Source organism: Streptomyces solicavernae (assembly GCF_029968095.1).
Classification (GTDB): Bacteria; Actinomycetota; Actinomycetes; order Streptomycetales; family Streptomycetaceae; genus Streptomyces; species Streptomyces solicavernae.
Genome location: NZ_JASCIR010000040.1, coordinates 1 through 16,692, shown reverse-complemented (window position 1 = coordinate 16,692; position 16,692 = coordinate 1). Strand labels below are relative to the sequence as shown.

Genomic DNA, 16,692 nt, shown 5'->3' with positions numbered 1-16,692 from the left:
TTGTCAGTAGGGCCTGCTTCACTGGGCGTTGCGTTGTGGATCGACGACCTTGGGGGAGTGCATGCCGTTCATCGGCCGGTACGAGAAGGCGGACGGCACGCAGGTGCGCGCCCACTGGCGGTGGCCGGCGGGCGCCCGCCGGGAAATGACCATCTTCGTATCGGTCGTCGCGATCGTGATGGCGTACAGCGCTTCGGGGACCGGGGCGAGCGGTGCGGCGCAGAAGTCACCTTCGAGGCCGGGGCCGAGGTCGACCGTGCAGTACCCGGTGGAGTTCAAGGACGTCCCGCGGCCCCGCCCCGAGCCCGCGGTGTCGTACCCGATCCCGTGGGCGACGGGCGGCATGCGGTGAGCAGGCACATGGGGAGGGCTCGCAACGATCGTTGCGAGCCCTCCCCATGATCAGGCGGCTTCGTCCAGCTGCTCAGGTGCTGCGGTACATCGGAAGCCGGTGTCGTCGTCCTGCATGAAGTCGGCTGCTTCGTTGTAGCTCGACGGCGCGCCCTGGAACAAGAACGAGCTGAACGCGCTGCCCTTGAGCTGGTAGGTACCGGTCTTCCGGTCTGCGGGAGTTCGCAGCCATTCCCACACGTTGCCGACCATGTCGTACACCCCGTACGGGGAAGCCCCGGAGTGGTACTTGGACACGGGGGTTGTGGACTCGATGCCCGTCTCGCGGACGTTGCACTTGGCCGGAGTCGGCTGCTCCCCCCAGGGGAAGGTCTTCCCAGCCGTCCCGCGCGCGGCCTTCTCCCACTCGCTCGCGGACGGGAGCCGCTTTCCTGCCCAATCCGCGTACGCGGATGCGTCCAGCCAGGAAACCTCGACCACGGGGTGGTCGTAGAGCTCACGGAGCGGGCTGCCCTCCGGCCAGTGCTTCGGGGGGTGGTGGCCGGTGGCCACGACGAACCGCGCGTAATCGGCGTTCGTCACGGGGTGGGCGTCGATGTAGAACTCGTCGACGAACTCGGGCTCGCCGTCCTCGCCTGACAGGTAGATGCCGGCGGCGACGCAGGCCATGGGCTTGCCGTCCTTAGGGTGGCGGACGTACTTCCCGGAGAACACCGGCTGTTCGACGATCTGCTGTGGGGGGATGTTCGGTTCGCTGGTGAGCAGGCCGACGAACCGGCCCTGTACGTCGGCGTTGGCCTGGGCGAGGAGCGTGTCCAGAGCGGCCTGGTTCTCCATCCGGACGCTCTGCACGTTCTCGGTCTCCCACTTGGTGACGGCCCGCTCGCTGACGCCGATCCGCTCGGCGAGCGCGGCCGCGCTCATCCTCGCCGCGGTACGCAGCGCGCGAACCTCTTTGCCGGTCCAGTTCGTTACGAGTGGCACGGTTCTACCGTTCCTTGGCGATTCTTCTGTGGGGGAGGGGCGCGCCTACAGCTCGTCGCCGGCGATGTCGGCGTAGAGCGAGCGGAGCTTGTCCAGGGTGGGGTCGTCCGCCGGGAAGGTCCGGTCGTCGATGGCGGTGATGGGGCGGACACCGATGGAGGTGTTGGTGGCGAAGGCCGCCCGCATCTGGCTCAGGTCGTTGAGGGTGACCTGCTGAGTGCGGTAGGGGTGCGCGTTCTGCAGCAACTTCATGGTGACTCCGGGCAGTACGGGACCCTCGGGCCAGATGACAGCGCCGTCCTGATCGACGAAGCCGACATTCCAGGTGCCGCCCTCGCTGATCACGCCGTCGGCATCGGCGAAGAGCGCGTCGTCGGATCCAGCCAGTTGAGCCTCGCGCCGGGCCTTGAGCTGGGGGAAGAGACCCATGTGCTTCACCTGGGCGGTGTCACGGGTGAAGGTCTGTGTCCGCACGGTCATCGGGGGAGCGGGGAATTCGCCAGCGGACCGGACCGTGACAAGGATCTGCGGGTGCGCTTCGGCTCCGGGGTGGCCCATCTGCAGGTCCGGGTCGAAGATTGTCACGCGGATGACGAAGCTGCCCTGCCGGTTCTGGGCTCCCTGGCGTACGTACTCGCGGACGCGGTCGACGTCGAGCTCAGCGCCGAAGACCTCGCGGCAGTCGCGGACGAGCCGCTCCATGTGCAGCTGCAGGCCTCGGATCCTCCCGTTGTCGCAGCGCATGGATGTGAAGTGCCCGTAGTTGGTCAGCGCGAGGGCGGCCAGGGCGTCGGGGTGTACGGGGCGTCCATTCAGTTCTGCCATGGCCCCAGTCTTGCAGCCTGCCACCAGGCGCGTCCCGGGCCTCCGGCATGAAAGTTCTGAAAAGTTCGGTCCGAGCTCAGTAGGCGTCCGTTCCTCCTGTCCACTTTTCAGTGGAGGCTGAAGAAGCCCTGGTGAACCGACCCCTTGGACTCTGATGACCACGCCTTCGCTCTGCGGCCGCCTGCTGCGCCGCGCGGCAGAACGCCGCTGGTACCTCGAAGTCCTGATCGGCTCCGAGCCTGTGAACACTCCGTCGTGGCTCCGCTTAGGCGCGACGGTGTTCGACACGGCCCGACGGCAGTGGGGTGAGGTCGTCGACCTCGGGTTCCCCCGCGAGAAGCGCCAGCTGAGCAGGGCGTGGCTGCGGCCTCCAGGAGGCGGCCGTGAATGGAACCCGCAGATAGCCGACCTGAGCCCCACCGACTACGACCATCCTCGCGATGGAGGACCCGAATGAGCCGCCCCCTCAACCTCAGCTCCGACGACTACAGCCCGGACGACCGTGCCGAGCTCCCCGCGCTCATGACCGACCTCACCGCCCAGCTCGCACAGCTGCTGACCGCCTACGCGCCCGAGGGGACTTGGGCGTTCACCGGTGACGTGCTGGACGAACTGCGCGCGGCCGACGAGCTGCTGGACCAGGCCTCGCGTGCGATCAGTTCGGCCCGGAGCGGCGTACGCCGCATCGACGGCCGCGCCCGCTCGCGGTTCCTCGACCGCACGATCCACCACAAGGTGCCGGCCTCGACCTAGGCCTGGCCAAAGCCTCTCGGCCCAACCCGCGTTCCCCGTGCCGGGACGCCGAGAGTTCGGCGAGGCCGGGCCCACCACCGCACACACCGGCCTCGCTCAAGCGGCCCTCGACCTCCATGTCTGCCCAACACTGACCGGAGGTCGAGGGCCTTCCCGTCTTTCCAGGAGCCCTCGTGCCGTCGACCTGTTGCTTCGCACCCTTGCGCCCGTCACGCCTGCGGGAGCTCCAGGCGCAGCGCGTCGATGCGCCGCTGGATGGCGGCCGCGGTCGGCTGGGCTCGGCTGCCGTCGAGGACCAGGAGGTCGACGAGTTGCTCGCCGAGCCACACGATCCGCGCGGGATCGTCGGCGAGTTCGCCCCACAGCGCGAGGGCGCGCTGCAGCGCGCCCTCGTACGACGGGCTGTTGAGTCGGCTCCAGCCGCGCGCCGCTTCGAGGTAGAGCGCGCAGGCCTCGACCGCGCGGCCTTCCCGGGCGGTGGCGTGCACGTGTCCGTGCAGTTCCTTCGCGCGCAGAGCGTGCGGGTGCTCCAGGCCGTGCTGTTGGCCGAGGTCGGCGTCGAGGTCCTCGGCGAGCTTGAGGGCGATGTATCCGCGGTCGGCGGCGAGCGCCTCGCTCACGGTGGCCACACGGACCTCGAGCTCGGCCGGCACCTGCTGGGCGTCCGGATCGTCGGCGAGCAGGTGGGCGTCGCTCGCTTCAACGACTTCTCCGTCGATGCCGACCGCGAGCTCCCAGACCTGCCCGTCGGGATCCTCAGCGCGTACGAGTACGGGCCCGCGCCTCTGACGGGCAAGGCGGGCAACGTGTTTGAGCGCGGCCGCGCGAGCTCCGTCGAGGGTGCCATCGGCGGCCCGTACCTCAACTCCGTCTACCCAGCTGCGGCCGTCGTGCGCGAGCGCGACCTTCACTTCCGTCATCCACAGCCCCCTTCCGGCATAGTTGGTCCTGTCGTGGCCGCACCGCTTCGACACCATCAGACCACGTCAACTGGCCTGCGCCTGCGAGCCGCTGAGGTCGTCGGGCGGAGGGGAGGGAACTCCGGGAGGGTGCATCTCCGTTGCTGCTGCGATGACCTGACCCGACTTCAAACATCAGTGGCGACACACGACGCAGGACCCTCTAGTATCAGCTGCTACACCGCTAAGCTTCAGGATTACCTCAGTAGAAAGTGGGGTTGGCGAGATGGCCGACGAGCCGGACCAGGATCACGCACGCCGTTCGACCCGCGTCACGGCAGACCTGCCGGAGGCGGAGTACGCCGCGCTGGAGGAGGCCCGAGTTCTGAACGCCGCGTCTACCACCGACATCACCAAGGCCCTGCTGCGCCTGTACGCGTCGGATCCGCGGATGGCGGACCGGGTCACCACCGAGATCATGAACATCCGCCGCGAGAAGCTGGAGTCCCGCCGGAACGGTCGGATCTGGACCCGCCGCCGCGGTCGCGGAGATTCGAAGGAGGCATCTGCCGCATGAGCCCCTAGACCTCAGGGTCGAGCTCGGGCGGGAGTTTCGTCGCCGAAAAGTGGGCGAGGCCCCCGGCACCACCCGGAGACCTCGCCCGAAGCTGACCGCACACCTTTGCCCACACAGCCCTCACCAGGCTCGTGTGTCTGCCCAACACCCAATGTCGAAGCACTTCGGCCAGTGGCCGCGGTGTGTGTCTGCCCAACCCTTTGGAGGGTAGCAGTGCTCGCCCTGCTCATCGAGAGCGCCAGGTACCACAACCGAGACATTTCTGTCATCCCCGGTTCCGGCGCCCGCCAGCTCACCTCGTCCGCCTGCCTGCAGGCGGGAGGTGCGCGATGAAGGTCTACCGCGCCAAGGTCCGGCCGGGATTCATCGCCGTCGACAACAAGGCCGAGGACGCCGACCTCTCCTGCCGCGCGCTCGGGCTCCTCGTGCGCTGGCTCCGCTTCCCCGAGGGCGCCGAGATCCCTGACGCCCGCGAGCTCGTCAAGCAGCGCCGCCGCCGCGGCTGCACGCGCATCGAGGGCCGCGACGCCCTCTACACAGCGTCCTACGAGCTGGAGGCGGAAGGCTTCCTGGTACGGGACCTGGTCCGCACCGAGAACGGACATCACGAGTGGGTCGCCTTCGTGTACCCCTACGCCGTGCCGCCCGAGGAGCGCTCGGACCCCAACGACCGGAAGAAGCCCAGGTCAGGCCGGGATCCTGAAAATCCGGAACCCGGCCCGACCAGCACGGATACCGAGTCCCGGGATCCGGATTTTCAGGATCCGGGAAACCAGGATCCGGAAAACCAGGACTCCTCCTATACAAACCGAGAACAGACCTCCTCCTCCCCTCCCTCCTCCTCAACCACAAGAGCGTCGACGGCTGAAGCTCCCACAAACGAGGAGGACGAGAAGACCCTCGACAGCCCTGCATCTGCTCCGGCTGCGCCGGAGGTTCCCGCTGCGCGGAAGCCCGCAGAACAAGACGTCGAGGTCGAGCAGTTCGTCGCCGGCCTTCCCGGCATGGACCGGCAGGGGCCCAGGTCCTGTGCCCGGCTGTACGAGCCGGTTGCTGCTGCGCTGTCGGCAGGGTGGGCGCCGCAGGACCTGCGGGCGCACCTGGAACGTGAAGTGCGCCCGTCCGAGGTGCGCAAGAGCCTGGCCGGGGTGTACGTCTCGGTGCTGCGCGACCTGCCCTCGCCCCCGTCGCCGTCCCGGCCCGCCCCGAAGGCGGTCCGTCCGGACCGGTGCGAGCGGCACCCGGACCTGAGCACGGTGGACGGCTGCCCGCTCTGCCGGATCGAGCCCCCGGCTCCGCGCGGCATGGGCAAGGCCGTCCTCGCCGCCCTGGCCAACCGCGCCTGACGACCAGCGCAGCTTCCGTACAAATGGAAGCGGCGCCCGAAGGTGTGGGACCGGCCGGGCGCCGCGACGAAATCCCCGGAAGGGAATGTATGAACACCGTAATGGGCGGCTCCGATGGAGAGTTCACCCGTGTACCGCCTCAGGACCTCGAGGCCGAGCAGGCGGCGCTGAGCAGCATGCTCCTGACCGTCGACGCGCTGGTCGAGGTGCGCTCCGTGCTGACCGGGCCCGACTTCTACCGCCCCGCGCACGAGTCGGTCTTCGACGCGATCTGCGCCCTCAACGACCGGGGCGAGCCCGCTGACCAGATCACGGTCGTTGCCGAACTTGAGCGCCGCGGAGACCTCGCCCGCGTCGGCGGCATCCCGTACGTCAGCATCCTCGCGGGCTCTGCTCCCACCGCCGCGAACGGTGAGTGGTACGCGGAGCGGGTGCGGGAGTGCGCGGTCCGCCGCAACTCGATCGCGGTTCACACTCGTGCGATTCAGGACCTGTACGCGGGCGAGGCCGAGCTGGCGGAGATGTGCGACCGCCACGAGGCCGAGCTGCACGTCGCGCACCGCGATGCCCGCGCCCGCGTCCCGTACAAGCGGCTCGGCCAGATCCTGGAGCGGACGGTCGACGACCAGGAGGACACCGAGAACCGCCAGGGCGTGCTGACCGGGTTCACGGACCTCGACCAGCTGACCAACGGATTCCAGCCGGGCGAGCTCGTCGTCGTGGCGGCGCGGCCCGCCATGGGCAAGTCCACGCTCGCGATGGACTTCCTGCGCGCTGTGGCGATCCAGCAGAACATCCCCACAGCCCTCTTCAGCCTGGAAATGGGTGACCTGGAGATCGGCCAGCGGGTCCTCTCCGCCGAGGCCGGGGTGGGGTTCCACAAGATCCGCGGCTACACCCTGACCGAGGACGACTGGGGCCGGATCGGGAGGCGGCTGCCCGAGATGATCGACGCGCCCATGTTCGTCGACACGAGCCCCAACCTGACCATGGCGGAGATCGCCACGCGGGCCCGTGAGATGCACAGCCGTGAGGGCATCGAGCTCATCGCAGTCGACTACCTGCAGCTCCTGGAGTCTGGACGCCGCTCCCACGGCAACCGCCAGGAGGAGGTCGCGCAGATCTCCCGGCGCCTCAAGCTCCTCGCCAAGGAGCTCAACGTCCCGATCATCGCCCTGTCGCAGCTCAACCGCGGCCCGGAGTCCCGCGAGGACAAGAAGCCCGTGGTGTCCGACCTGCGCGAGTCCGGGGCTGTCGAACAGGACGCCGACATGGTGATCCTGCTCCACCGCCCCGACGTCTACGAGAAGGACAGCCCGCGCGCCGGCGAGGCCGACCTGATCATGGGCAAGTGCCGCAACGCGCCCACCTGCACCCTCACCGTCGCCTTCGCTGGGCACCTGTCGCAGTTCCGGGATATGGGCTCCGACCGCGACTACCGCAACACCCTGCCCCGGCGCGAAACGCCCCAGAAGGCCACTGAGGCGCTCCCGGCCCCCCGGACGGCCCGAACTCTGCCCTCCATCACCGCAGTGCCGCAGAACGCCGTACAAGATCCTTCCGGGGCAACTCCAGAGGAACCGCAGCCGGTTGAGTCCCCGGCGGCTCACGCTCCGGCCCAGCCCGCGGCGGCCGAAAAGCCCGCGCCGAAGGCGTCCGAACCGAAGCCGGCAGCCGCGCCCCGGTGCAAGGCTCCCAACGCCAAGGCCAGGCTCGAGTCTTTCGTCGCGGACAGGGTGGCGCGCGCCCTCGACGAGCACAATGGCGATCAGGAGGCCGCGCTCAACGCGCTCGCCGGAGACGGCGGTTCGGCGATCCCGGACGTCATGGAGCTGTGGGCGCAGACCCGCGTCGAGTCCGCGTACGAACCGACCGCGTACCCCAAGATGCCGGACCCGCTGGTCCGTAAGCGCAGGGACGCATCCGACGACGTCTGGGAGGCCCGCCCGAAGTACCGCAGCAACAAGCCGCTGCCCGACGACGTCGAGGTGACCGAGCTGGACGTCAACGCCGCCTACCTCGGCGCGCTGCAGTCCGCGCACCTGCCCGTACGGAGCCTCACCCACAACCCTGAGGGCGACGGCTGGAGTTGGGACGACCTCGACTGTTACGGCAGGGGCGCCGACCTCTCGGGCATCGTGAGGATCAAGCCCATCGCCTGGGACCACCCGCACCTGCCCAACCCGCTCGGCGACGACCGCGAGACGGCCGGGTCCCTGTGGGTTCCCACGTCGATCCTCCTCGGGATCCGCGACATGGCCTCACCGTCGTACGGCTCCCTCTGCGAGATGCCCACGATCCTGGAGGCCTACGTCGCCCCCGGCACTGCGGCGCTCTTCAAGGATGTGGTCCAGGTCCTCAACACGGCGCGGATGACCGCGATCGAGACCGGAGACTCCGTCACCAAGGGCTACGTGTCCGCGATGTACAGCAAGCTGGTGTCCACCATGGGCGACTCCCGCGCGAACCGGGACCTGGGCCGACCGGACTGGGTGCACATCATCCGGGGGGCCGCGTTCGCCAACCTCCGCCGCAAGGCCGTCCGCGCGCACGAGGCCGGCCTCGGCATCGTCCACGTCGGTGGCACCGACGAACTCCACCTCACCGGCGACGTCTGGGCCTCCCAGCGCAACGGCAAGCAGCTGTTCACCCAGGGCCGCGCCCTCAACCAGATCAAGGCCAAGCGGGTCCGGAAGGCAGGTGAGCGTTGATGGCGGGCAAGAAGACCCGGCGCTCCAGGGAGCGGCACTCCGGCGGATCGCTCCTGGGCGGTGCCGGCCGCCTGCCCTGGGGGCGCGGCGAGGACTCCGGAGGCAAGGCCTTCGACACACAGATGTCCTCCGAGGTGCGCATCCTCATGGAGGAAGGCGAGATCGTGCCGCGCCGCGACGATTCCCCCAGCCACAGGGCCCAGTTGGCCTACCTCAAGACCCACAAGGGCGGCACCGCAGCGATGGAGGAGGCCGGCGTCAAGCGGCGCACGGCGAGGAACTGGTTCCGCAAGCGGAACCCCGCAACCCCCACCGACGAGAACAAGGAGCGGATCAACCGGGCCTACTGGCAGCTCAAGGCCCGCAACTGGGCGCGCACCGGCACGCGGCTGCCGCAGAAGGTGCGGGCCTCCGTCGAAGGGCAGGTCCTGGAGCGTGCCCGCGGCCAGCGAATGAGTGTGATCCCGGTGGACCACCGGGACGTACGCCCGCAGGCCCAGGGCGCCCAGAAGCGGGCGACCGAGCGTACATACCGGCCCTCAGAGCAGGCCTGGACCAAGTTGGTCGGCTCCTGGGCGGCCGACGACGAGGTCGACATGGACACCGCCTGGATGGACAACGCCGGCGACCTCGGCTCTCCGCCCGAGCTGTACTACGAGGTCGGCCATGTCGGCTTCTCCCTCTGACTCGCAACTCGCAACTCGCAGAAGAACGGGGGAACGTGATGTTGAACCGCAACGACTCGCCCATCGTTCTTGCTCGCCATGAGCGCTCACCTGCCTTCCGTAGGCCTCTGAGGGCCGTGGTCCGGACCAAGTAGCCCTCCTGAGGTAGCAAAGTGGGGGTCTCTCACGAGACCCCCACTTCCGTTCGTTGTATTGACAAGTGTTCAGCGCCTGAACATTATTATGGAGTGGATGGCAGCTGCTGACCTTGGAGGAAGCATGACGAAGGACATCGTGGCGAAGGACGTTGTGCTGACCGCCGCCGTGTACAAGGCCGCCGAGGCGGACCGCGACTCCGAAAGCGCCGATCTCGCCCGTGCCGCTGCCGCCGCGCTGCAGATGATGGCCGACGCCATCCGGAACGGCGACGACCACGACCAGGTCATCGAGGAGCTGAAGGCCGCACGCGTCAACGAGGCCCTCGCCGACGTCCTGGACGTCGCGTCCGACGCGGCGATGGACGCTCTGGACGACCCGTACGAGTTCGACGGGCGGCTCATCGCCGACAACCTGGGCGGCGCGGCGTCGACCCTCCGCTCCGCGTTCAAGTGGCTGTAGCCGCCGTCGCACGAAGGGCGCTGAAAGCAGGAGGGTGGTGCCAGCATCTGGTCGGCACCACCCTCCTCCTGGTGTCTGACCGCCTGTCACGCAGCAGTCCAGGAACTGCTTGCGTCAGACCTCCGCGACGTGGACGGGGTTGATGTCCAGAAACCCAAGGCGCTGGTCCACGGTCGCCTCGGCCTCGCGCTGTCGCTGGACGTGCGCCTTGTCGGAGGTCCATCCGTTCTTGGTGCGGCACTGCTTGCCCGGCCCGGCATCGCACCTCTCGCAGGGCAGTCGCAGGACCTCGACCGCGACTGCGCGGTTGCGCTCGCGCAGGCGACGAACGGTGGCGGCCTTGGACTCCCACCCGCGCCCCACGTCGCCCATCGCGTCGGCGTACGTGGTGGTCTTCGCCGACTTCTCGGTACTTCCGCCGAGTTGGGCGGTGCGGGCCAGGTGGAGCAGCCGCCGCTGGCTGGGCACGAGAGCGGGGCCGCCGAAGTCCTCTCGGTCGGTGCCTCGGGCTGCTGCACCCCACGGATCGCCGCTGGTGAACGTGCGAGCGAGCGGGGCGTCACCGTTCACGATCCGGGCCAGGAGACCGGTCTGTTCGCCAGTCTCGCGCAGGCGGGTGGCCGTGGAGCGCAGGAAGTCGATGGTGTCGGCGAGTTCGACCGGAGTCGCCGGAGTTTCGGCCGCGCGGGCGAGCCGACGCAGCCGGAGCTCCACGCCGGCAAGCTCGACCGCGAGCTCGTCCAGGGTGATCCTCGCCCCGGCCATGACGTCGGTCAGCTCGGCCTCTGCCTCGGTCTCGTACGCGTCGTCATCGTGGTGCTGCACGTCAAGTTCCCTTCTGCGGATGGTTCAGACGAGACCGGAGATGGTCATGACGCCGCCGTAGAGCAGCTGGTCGCGGCCCACGGCGATCAGGTCGGACAGGTCGCCGGCGGCGACCTCCAGGTGCTCGGGCGGAACCGAGCCGGCCGGGGCCGTGAGGAAGATGGCGGTGCCGTGGTAGTGCGCGGCCGCGAGCCACGCGGCGGGCGGTGTCCACGGGGCGGGCGGCTGGTACCAGCGCCCCGTGCCCTGCCGCTCGATGTGGAGCAGCCCCGTGCGGTCCGAGGCGATCGTCCACTCCGGCAGGGGCCGCGGTTCGTCTCCTTGAGTGAAGTCGACTGCTGGCAGCCCGTCGGAGAGGCGGTCGGCCCGGAAGCCCAGCGGGCCGTGCCGGTGGCCGTCGCCCGGCTGCAGATAGAACAGGGGCGGGCTGTCGTCGGGGGCCGTGAAGACGCAGTAGTCCTCGGTCGGGGTGAAGCCGCGGCGGCGCTCCTTGGGCGGCAGATCGGCCTCATCAACGTGCAGCCTGCGGCGTCGGCGTTCCAGGGCGAGCTGCGACCAGGACCAGATGCGGGTCCCGCCGCACTCCTCGTGCGTCCACACCGGCATCTGCAGCTCGGTGGCCTCCCGCTGGCCAGGCCTCTGCACCTTGCGCAGCGCGAGACCGAGATGGACTTCACGCTCGCGGGTCACCACGACCGGCCGGTCGCACAGGAAGCACACGAGCGGGTCCGTCGCTCCGGGCTTACCGTGCTTCTCGGCGTGCTCGACAAGCGCCAGGAGCTGATCCTCGTCGACGAGTTCCTGCACACCCCAGGCGACCATGTACCCGGTGACGTACGACGACTTGCGGTACTCGCTGGCGCCGACCGGCTCGGCGAAGCCCATCGTTTCCGGCTGCTCCTGGCCGTCGTCGGCGAATGCCCCGCGTTCGTACTCCCGGCGCACGTCCTGCAGCGCGGCCTCGTACGACTGGCCCGTCCTGTCGGCGCGGCGGCGGGCTGCGCTCTTCAGGGCGTGGTTCTTGGCTCCCATGGGAGGTCCCCTCGCGGCATGCGCGGTCCCGTGACCCGGGCACACCTGGGCGTACAGGGGTACCTGGCAGTGGAGTTCTTCGACCGTCGTCCGATTCCCGCTGCGCGGGTTCTGGTGTCGTCGCCGTCCGGTCACGGGCCGGACTACTCGACCAGGGTCGTCAGCGACTCAAGCGACCCGACATAAAGGGTAGGGCAAAAGAGCGGAGGGCCGGAGCAACAAGCTCCGGCCCACGCCTGCAAGTTGACGCCTGGATCAGTCCTCGGTGCTGTTGAGGACGCCCTCCTGCTCCATCTTCTTCAGGTACCGCTGAACGGTGCGGGGGCCGACGGAGATGTCCGGGCGCTCGGCGATGGCGGGTCCGCTGATGGCCTCTCCACGCTCATGCATCTCGACCACGACCTGCACAACGGCGTCGTACGCCGCCGCCTTCTGGCTAGTTCGCGTGGCCTCCTCGCGCTGCTCGCGTGCGACGCGCTCCTCCTTGCTCTCCACCGACGGCACCGAGGACATCACCGGGCTCTGAACGCGCAGGGCCTGCGCCTGGAGGATGTGGGCCTCCGCCTGCTCGCTGCGCGGCTCCGGGATTGGGAGAGAGGCCTCGGGGCTGCTCATGCTGGCCGACACGTACGGCTCGTCCTGCTCCGGTGCGGCCTCCACGGTGCGCGACCCGACGGGGAGGGCGGTCTGCTCCTCGGTGTTTTCCAGCTCGCGCCGGGGCTCCGTCGGAACGGCCAGGATCTGCGGCGCGGGCGGAGTGTTGGTGCCGGCGCGCGAGATGGCGATCTTCAGGAGCTGTTCGGTCGTGGGGTCATCCCCGAGCTGCTTCGCCTCGTAGACCTTCACGTCGGTGAGCTCGCCGAGGCGGAGCTCGCTCCTCAGGTCGAGGGGGGCCTTGAAGCGCCAGGCGCGGCCGTAGCTGTTGCGGAGCGCGGTAATGGCGCGCATGCGTTGCTGGCGCTTCTGAAGGCCTTCCTGGTGTGACTGGATTTTCCACAGCCGCATGTAGCGGTACAGGTGCGCGGTGGCGAACGGGGCCAGGACCCAGTCGACGACGGGAATCGGGTCCGGCCGGGTGCCCTTGGCCTCGCCGATCTCGACCCGGTAGATGTGCGCGATGATCTCGGTGATCCCGATCCACAGCGTGGGCAGCGCGGCGTGCGTGATCTGCGCGTCGAGGTTGTTCGTGCTGTTCACGTTCAGATGGATCGTCACATAGGTCAGACCCCAGGCGAGCCACCGCGGCCAGGCCAGCGGCCGGTCCGTACGGATGAGGATCAGGTACAGCAGGCTGAAGACCGGGATCGCGATGTCGATGGCGATCGGCACGAGCTCGGGGTGGTCGACGCCGGCCTCGGCCACGTACTCCCGGACGTTGTCGAAGGACATGAACAGGCCGATGCCGCCGATACCCAGCGCCCCCAGCACGATGAAGGGGAAGGTCCACTTCTCGGCCTTGGTCAGCGGCGGGAAACGCCGCTTGGACGGCGCTTCCTCCTGAGACACCGACTCCGGGGACGTAGGCGGCTCGATGTCGGTCATTGCTGCTCTCCTCCGTGACGGGCGGTCAGCGCGGTTCCCCCGAAGGGGCGTTCATCCTAGCCCCAATAACCCGTTAGTTGCTTGGGACTTGCCCATAGTTGTTCAGGCGCTGAACGCTTGTCAAGCGCGTGCGCGAGTCGAGCTATAAGCCACGGCGCACGGGAAGCGACTTCAGGCCAGATTGGGCCAGTTCTGATACACCCTCTTGTGTCGTATCAAAATTGATCCGTACCGTTGTGGGCATGGACAACGCTGCTGAGAAGAAACAGGCGGCCCTCAACGACCTGCGCATCTGGCGCAGTTGGTTCGACCGCCGCGACCCGCTCATCTACGCGGCCCACGTCTCGGGCGCCACCCTCGCGGAGATCCGAGAGGCCAGCGGAGTCGCGAAGAACACCGCCCGTACCGCCATCGCCGCACAGGAGGAAGCTATGACCGCCACCACCGACACCCTCGCCAAGTTCCACCACCCGAACTTCGTCTCCGCCGAACCGGGCCGCTTCGAAGGGGAGTGGAAGTTCACGTGGAAACCCTTCACCGGGCGCGAGGAAGAACCGCTCCGCCCCGTGGAGTCGTACGGCAACGACGACCTGTCCTCCGAGGACAGGAAGATGCTCGAGCTGGAATACCGCGCCGCAACGGAGATGTGGGGCACCGCCCGCTTCCACCTCAAGGCCCGCCCCCAGATCAGCTCCATGGCGATGCCCTGGAACACCTACCGGAGGGCCCGCGCCGCGATGGAGGACACGTACGACTCCCTGCTCTCCACTGCCGACACCAACTGGCGCGCCCAGGTCATGAAGCTGACCGACCTCCACCACAAGGTCTTGGCGGCCGCGAAGGACTGGGACAAGGCCGCGGCCGAACTCGCCCTGATCCACAAGGAGTACGAGCGCACCGTCGGCGCTGAAGAGTCATACTCCATTTCCCACCTGGTCTCCGGCTACGAGACCAACACTCAGGGCTGGGACCTGCGCTACCACCACGAGTACGACCCGTCCGACCGCTACATCCCGCACGGGGAGAAGTTCCAGACACCCGCAGTGAAGGAATCGATGGTCGAGATCGAGCGACAAAAGTCCCGGATCCGCGAAGTCGCCGACCTCGCCGGCGACCGCTGAACAGCAGAGCACACAGGTGGGGTTGGAGGCATCCGAACTGCCTCCAACCCCACTCGAACTGAACAGGAACCCCGAGCACTCCCGCCTGCCCAACATGTGGACCGTCAACCGCAGGCACCCCTTGGGCCACACCACCAGGAGGAACCAGTGTCATACCCGCAACTGAGCACCCCCGAGGCGAAACTCGCCGACGCGAAGAAGCTGTTGAGCCTCCCGCATATCGTCGCGATCTGCGGCTCCACCCGCTTCATGACCGAGATGAACGAGGCCGATCTGCGGGAGACCAAAGCCGGAAGGATTGTCGTCAAGCCGGGCTGTGACATGAAGTCGCCGCACGAACTTTGGTCCGATCCTGTCGAGGCCGAGGCGCTGAAGGTTCGACTCGACGATCTACACCGGGCGAAGATCCTGATCGCTGATGAGGTGCTCGTCGTCGGCAACTACATCGGAGATAGCACCCGAGCCGAAATTGCCTACGCCCAGTCGCTGGGCAAGCCCGTGCGGTTCACGCACCCCGAAGTCGACCTCGACGCCTGACCGCCCGCTGCCACCTCGACAACCAGGGCCGGCAGCCCGCCGCCTGACCGTCTTCGGCCGCCGCCCGCCCCACCCCCTCCGCAGGCATCCCTTGGAATTGATCACCTAGGAAACCGCGCGGAAGACCTCCAGGCGCTTCTGCCGGTCCTTGCGCCGCCGCTTTTCCGCGAGTTGGTCCTCGTACTCCTCGACCGCCAACCGGAACCGGTCAGCGAAGCCGGGAGAGTTCAGCCGTTGGTTGGCCGGCATCTGCCGCACAGCAGCCACTGCGTCCTCGGGCGAGGTGTAGGCCGCCAACATCGGATTCAGCTGATACACCCCCGGCCGCTTCTTCATGACTAGCTGTGCCAGGTCCAGCTCGCGAAGCGCCGCATTCACCGCCGTACGGCTCAGGCTTAGCCACTCGGCGATGGTGCCCTGATCGACCACGATCCGGCCGCCCGCCTCACTGTGGGCGCGCATCTTCAGCAGCACCCGGTACGCCGCTGGCAGCAAGTCCAGGTCAGCAACAATGCCTTCCGCGTTCACCGCAGCGAAATGCAGTCCGCTCACTGTCCGGCCCCTTCCTCCTGCTGCTTCCGCAGCTCCCGCTCCTCGCGCCGACGTGCTCGATCCTGGGCACGCTCCTCACGAAGCTTCTCGATCTCCTCGCGCATCTTTGCCAGAGACGGGAAGCGCACCAGCTTCGGCAGAGTCTGATCCTCCCGGATCGTCCTGATCGCGTCGCTCTGCTCGACCTTGACGTACTGCGGCTCCTCGCTCTCGGTACCGGGGATGAACTCGGCGACGCGGTAGCTGTAGGGCGGGTTGAATTGGTACACCCCGCGCCTCACCTTGAACACGATGCCGTGCGACATGATCACGGCCAAAGCCTCGTTCACCTTCGTTCGGGAGACATCGAGGACGGTAGCCATGTCGTCCTGGCGCAAGTGGATCTGGCCGCCTGCCCGCTGACAAGCAATCAGCAGGAAGATCAGCCGCAGTGGCAGGGCTTCTCGGAAGAATTGCGCGATGATGAAGAAGAACTCAAGGCTGTCCAGCGAAAAACCCTGGGGCTGGTCCGGCGGCCCGTAGAACTCCATCTTCTTCCGACGGGGACCCAACCCCACCGGCCGGTCCGGATATCGCTTGGCGAGGTCGTCGAGCGTCTCCACTGGTCGCAACGGTTGATCCCACGCCGCCGCCGGATCCTGCATCGGGAGGCGCGGCTGCGTCACGCCATCGGTACGGGTGCGACGACGCTTCGGCTGGATCGACACGAACTGCTCTCCCCAGAGTCGGGTTCCTTCAGAGCCGCAGTATGTCAGCTGTGCTTGACATTGGTTTCGCTCCGACACGACATCACATGAAGTTGTGTCCCGCCTGGGGGGACACAACTTCCCTTCTGTGCCAACCGTCGAACCGCCGTCCGCATGTTGCCTCTACTTGAAACGCCAACACTCCTAATGTCGCGTCTACTTGAAACACACGTCCTGTTATGCATCCTCACGAGAGACACAACAGCGGGGATACGTCCCATCAACCGGGACGTATCCCCAGACGCGTAACGGCCTGACCTGCAGGTTTGTTCGCGCACTCAGTATTAGGTGGGCTAGATGCTGCGCAGCGGACGGGCACGGCGGACTTCGGCACAGACTGTGTCGACCTGAACGTCCTGGGATCTCCATCATCCGTTCTCTGAAAGCCCTCTGAGCGGTTCTCGCCTCATGGACTTGCAGCCTTGCAGGAGCCCCTCTCGTGGGCTGCCTGACGGCCTTTCACTCCCTGTGCTCTGCGCGCCGAAGGTGTGGAGCACAGCTCCTCGAACCATTCGATCTTGAAACAGGCACCCGAAAACCGACGCCCCCTCAACCCTCCAGCCCGCCCCTCGACTTCGCGGAGCGAAGTCGACATCGCGTCGCGGAGC

Annotated in this window: 18 protein-coding genes; 9 read left to right on the top strand and 9 right to left on the bottom strand. The window is 67.8% G+C overall.

Annotated features, from left to right (window positions below):
- Nucleotides 1–18: 18 nt before the first annotated feature.
- The 3 genes from QIS99_RS28745 to QIS99_RS28735 are packed head-to-tail and all read right to left on the bottom strand — an operon-like array spanning nt 19 to nt 2,160.
- The gene (locus tag QIS99_RS28745; protein ID WP_282516628.1) at nt 19–345 is read right to left on the bottom strand and encodes a hypothetical protein; all 327 of its coding nucleotides are present in this window, start codon (nt 343–345) and stop codon (nt 19–21) included.
- Nucleotides 346–402: 57 nt separating this feature from the next.
- The gene (locus QIS99_RS28740; protein WP_282516627.1) at nt 403–1,335 is read right to left on the bottom strand and encodes a formylglycine-generating enzyme family protein; all 933 of its coding nucleotides are present in this window, start codon (nt 1,333–1,335) and stop codon (nt 403–405) included.
- A gap of 45 nt (nt 1,336–1,380) precedes the next feature.
- The gene (locus QIS99_RS28735; RefSeq protein ID WP_282516626.1) at nt 1,381–2,160 is read right to left on the bottom strand and encodes an aminotransferase class IV family protein; all 780 of its coding nucleotides are present in this window, start codon (nt 2,158–2,160) and stop codon (nt 1,381–1,383) included.
- A gap of 154 nt (nt 2,161–2,314) precedes the next feature.
- Between QIS99_RS28735 and QIS99_RS28730 the strand changes: the two genes are divergently transcribed.
- Both QIS99_RS28730 and QIS99_RS28725 read left to right on the top strand, forming a co-directional pair.
- Complete coding sequence (locus tag QIS99_RS28730; RefSeq protein ID WP_282516625.1) at nt 2,315–2,617, top strand: hypothetical protein; 303 nt, start codon at nt 2,315–2,317, stop codon at nt 2,615–2,617.
- Nucleotides 2,614–2,913, top strand: a complete 300-nt coding sequence (locus tag QIS99_RS28725; RefSeq protein WP_282516624.1) for a hypothetical protein — start codon at nt 2,614–2,616, stop codon at nt 2,911–2,913. The genes QIS99_RS28730 and QIS99_RS28725 overlap by 4 nt, the downstream gene beginning before the upstream one ends.
- Nucleotides 2,914–3,122: 209 nt before the next feature.
- Here QIS99_RS28725 and QIS99_RS28720 read toward each other — a convergent pair whose 3' ends face one another.
- On the bottom strand, nt 3,123–3,833 hold the full coding sequence (locus QIS99_RS28720; protein WP_282516623.1) for a hypothetical protein: 711 nt from the start codon (nt 3,831–3,833) through the stop codon (nt 3,123–3,125).
- Between the two features lie 265 nt (nt 3,834–4,098).
- Between QIS99_RS28720 and QIS99_RS28715 the strand changes: the two genes are divergently transcribed.
- The 5 genes from QIS99_RS28715 (at nt 4,099) to QIS99_RS28695 (ending at nt 9,729) form a co-directional block, all read left to right on the top strand.
- The gene (locus QIS99_RS28715; protein ID WP_282516622.1) at nt 4,099–4,389 is read left to right on the top strand and encodes a hypothetical protein; all 291 of its coding nucleotides are present in this window, start codon (nt 4,099–4,101) and stop codon (nt 4,387–4,389) included.
- Nucleotides 4,390–4,718: 329 nt separating this feature from the next.
- The gene (locus tag QIS99_RS28710; RefSeq protein WP_282516621.1) at nt 4,719–5,735 is read left to right on the top strand and encodes a hypothetical protein; all 1,017 of its coding nucleotides are present in this window, start codon (nt 4,719–4,721) and stop codon (nt 5,733–5,735) included.
- 89 nt (nt 5,736–5,824) lie between these two features.
- Nucleotides 5,825–8,446, top strand: a complete 2,622-nt coding sequence (gene dnaB, locus QIS99_RS28705) for a replicative DNA helicase (protein ID WP_282516620.1) — start codon at nt 5,825–5,827, stop codon at nt 8,444–8,446.
- Complete coding sequence (locus QIS99_RS28700) at nt 8,446–9,132, top strand: hypothetical protein (RefSeq protein ID WP_282516619.1); 687 nt, start codon at nt 8,446–8,448, stop codon at nt 9,130–9,132. Before dnaB ends, QIS99_RS28700 begins: the two co-directional genes overlap by 1 nt.
- Before the next feature lie 258 nt (nt 9,133–9,390).
- Nucleotides 9,391–9,729, top strand: a complete 339-nt coding sequence (locus tag QIS99_RS28695; protein ID WP_282516618.1) for a hypothetical protein — start codon at nt 9,391–9,393, stop codon at nt 9,727–9,729.
- 114 nt (nt 9,730–9,843) lie between these two features.
- On the opposite strand, the gene QIS99_RS28690 is transcribed toward QIS99_RS28695, so the two are convergent.
- From QIS99_RS28690 to QIS99_RS28680, 3 genes are all read right to left on the bottom strand, one after another.
- A complete protein-coding gene (locus QIS99_RS28690; RefSeq protein ID WP_282516617.1) occupies nt 9,844–10,554 on the bottom strand; it encodes a zinc finger domain-containing protein in 711 nt (236 codons plus the stop codon).
- A gap of 24 nt (nt 10,555–10,578) precedes the next feature.
- Nucleotides 10,579–11,586 (bottom strand): hypothetical protein, encoded by a 1,008-nt coding sequence (locus QIS99_RS28685; RefSeq protein WP_282516616.1) that lies wholly within the window; start codon nt 11,584–11,586, stop codon nt 10,579–10,581.
- 255 nt (nt 11,587–11,841) lie between these two features.
- A complete protein-coding gene (locus QIS99_RS28680; RefSeq protein WP_282516615.1) occupies nt 11,842–13,128 on the bottom strand; it encodes a DUF2637 domain-containing protein in 1,287 nt (428 codons plus the stop codon).
- 242 nt (nt 13,129–13,370) lie between these two features.
- On the opposite strand from QIS99_RS28680, the gene QIS99_RS28675 reads away from it, so the two are divergent.
- Together QIS99_RS28675 and QIS99_RS28670 are read left to right on the top strand one after the other, a co-directional pair.
- On the top strand, nt 13,371–14,249 hold the full coding sequence (locus QIS99_RS28675; protein WP_282516614.1) for a hypothetical protein: 879 nt from the start codon (nt 13,371–13,373) through the stop codon (nt 14,247–14,249).
- Nucleotides 14,250–14,396: 147 nt separating this feature from the next.
- On the top strand, nt 14,397–14,786 hold the full coding sequence (locus tag QIS99_RS28670; protein ID WP_282516613.1) for a hypothetical protein: 390 nt from the start codon (nt 14,397–14,399) through the stop codon (nt 14,784–14,786).
- A 105-nt stretch (nt 14,787–14,891) separates the two neighbouring features.
- Here the strand turns inward: QIS99_RS28670 and QIS99_RS28665 are convergent, their stop codons facing one another.
- Nucleotides 14,892–15,338 carry a helix-turn-helix domain-containing protein gene (locus QIS99_RS28665; protein ID WP_282516612.1) on the bottom strand — a complete coding sequence of 149 codons (447 nt, stop codon included), beginning with the start codon at nt 15,336–15,338 and terminating at the stop codon, nt 14,892–14,894.
- Entirely contained in the window at nt 15,335–16,045 is a 711-nt protein-coding gene (locus QIS99_RS28660) for a hypothetical protein (RefSeq protein ID WP_282516611.1), read from the bottom strand. The genes QIS99_RS28665 and QIS99_RS28660 overlap by 4 nt, the downstream gene beginning before the upstream one ends.
- Nucleotides 16,046–16,692: the final 647 nt, after the last annotated feature.

Bases quoted from the DNA above. Each gene is read 5' to 3' on its own strand.
- QIS99_RS28745 (WP_282516628.1), bottom strand. From the start codon at position 345: ATGCCGCCCGTCGCCCACGGGATCGGGTACGACACCGCGGGCTCGGGG.
- QIS99_RS28735 (WP_282516626.1), bottom strand. From the start codon at position 2,160: ATGGCAGAACTGAATGGACGCCCCGTACACCCCGACGCCCTGGCCGCC.
- QIS99_RS28730 (WP_282516625.1), top strand. From the start codon at position 2,315: ATGACCACGCCTTCGCTCTGCGGCCGCCTGCTGCGCCGCGCGGCAGAA.
- QIS99_RS28725 (WP_282516624.1), top strand. From the start codon at position 2,614: ATGAGCCGCCCCCTCAACCTCAGCTCCGACGACTACAGCCCGGACGAC.
- QIS99_RS28720 (WP_282516623.1), bottom strand. From the start codon at position 3,833: ATGACGGAAGTGAAGGTCGCGCTCGCGCACGACGGCCGCAGCTGGGTA.
- QIS99_RS28715 (WP_282516622.1), top strand. From the start codon at position 4,099: ATGGCCGACGAGCCGGACCAGGATCACGCACGCCGTTCGACCCGCGTC.
- QIS99_RS28710 (WP_282516621.1), top strand. From the start codon at position 4,719: ATGAAGGTCTACCGCGCCAAGGTCCGGCCGGGATTCATCGCCGTCGAC.
- dnaB (WP_282516620.1), top strand. From the start codon at position 5,825: ATGAACACCGTAATGGGCGGCTCCGATGGAGAGTTCACCCGTGTACCG.
- QIS99_RS28700 (WP_282516619.1), top strand. From the start codon at position 8,446: ATGGCGGGCAAGAAGACCCGGCGCTCCAGGGAGCGGCACTCCGGCGGA.
- QIS99_RS28695 (WP_282516618.1), top strand. From the start codon at position 9,391: ATGACGAAGGACATCGTGGCGAAGGACGTTGTGCTGACCGCCGCCGTG.
- QIS99_RS28685 (WP_282516616.1), bottom strand. From the start codon at position 11,586: ATGGGAGCCAAGAACCACGCCCTGAAGAGCGCAGCCCGCCGCCGCGCC.
- QIS99_RS28680 (WP_282516615.1), bottom strand. From the start codon at position 13,128: ATGACCGACATCGAGCCGCCTACGTCCCCGGAGTCGGTGTCTCAGGAG.
- QIS99_RS28675 (WP_282516614.1), top strand. From the start codon at position 13,371: ATGGACAACGCTGCTGAGAAGAAACAGGCGGCCCTCAACGACCTGCGC.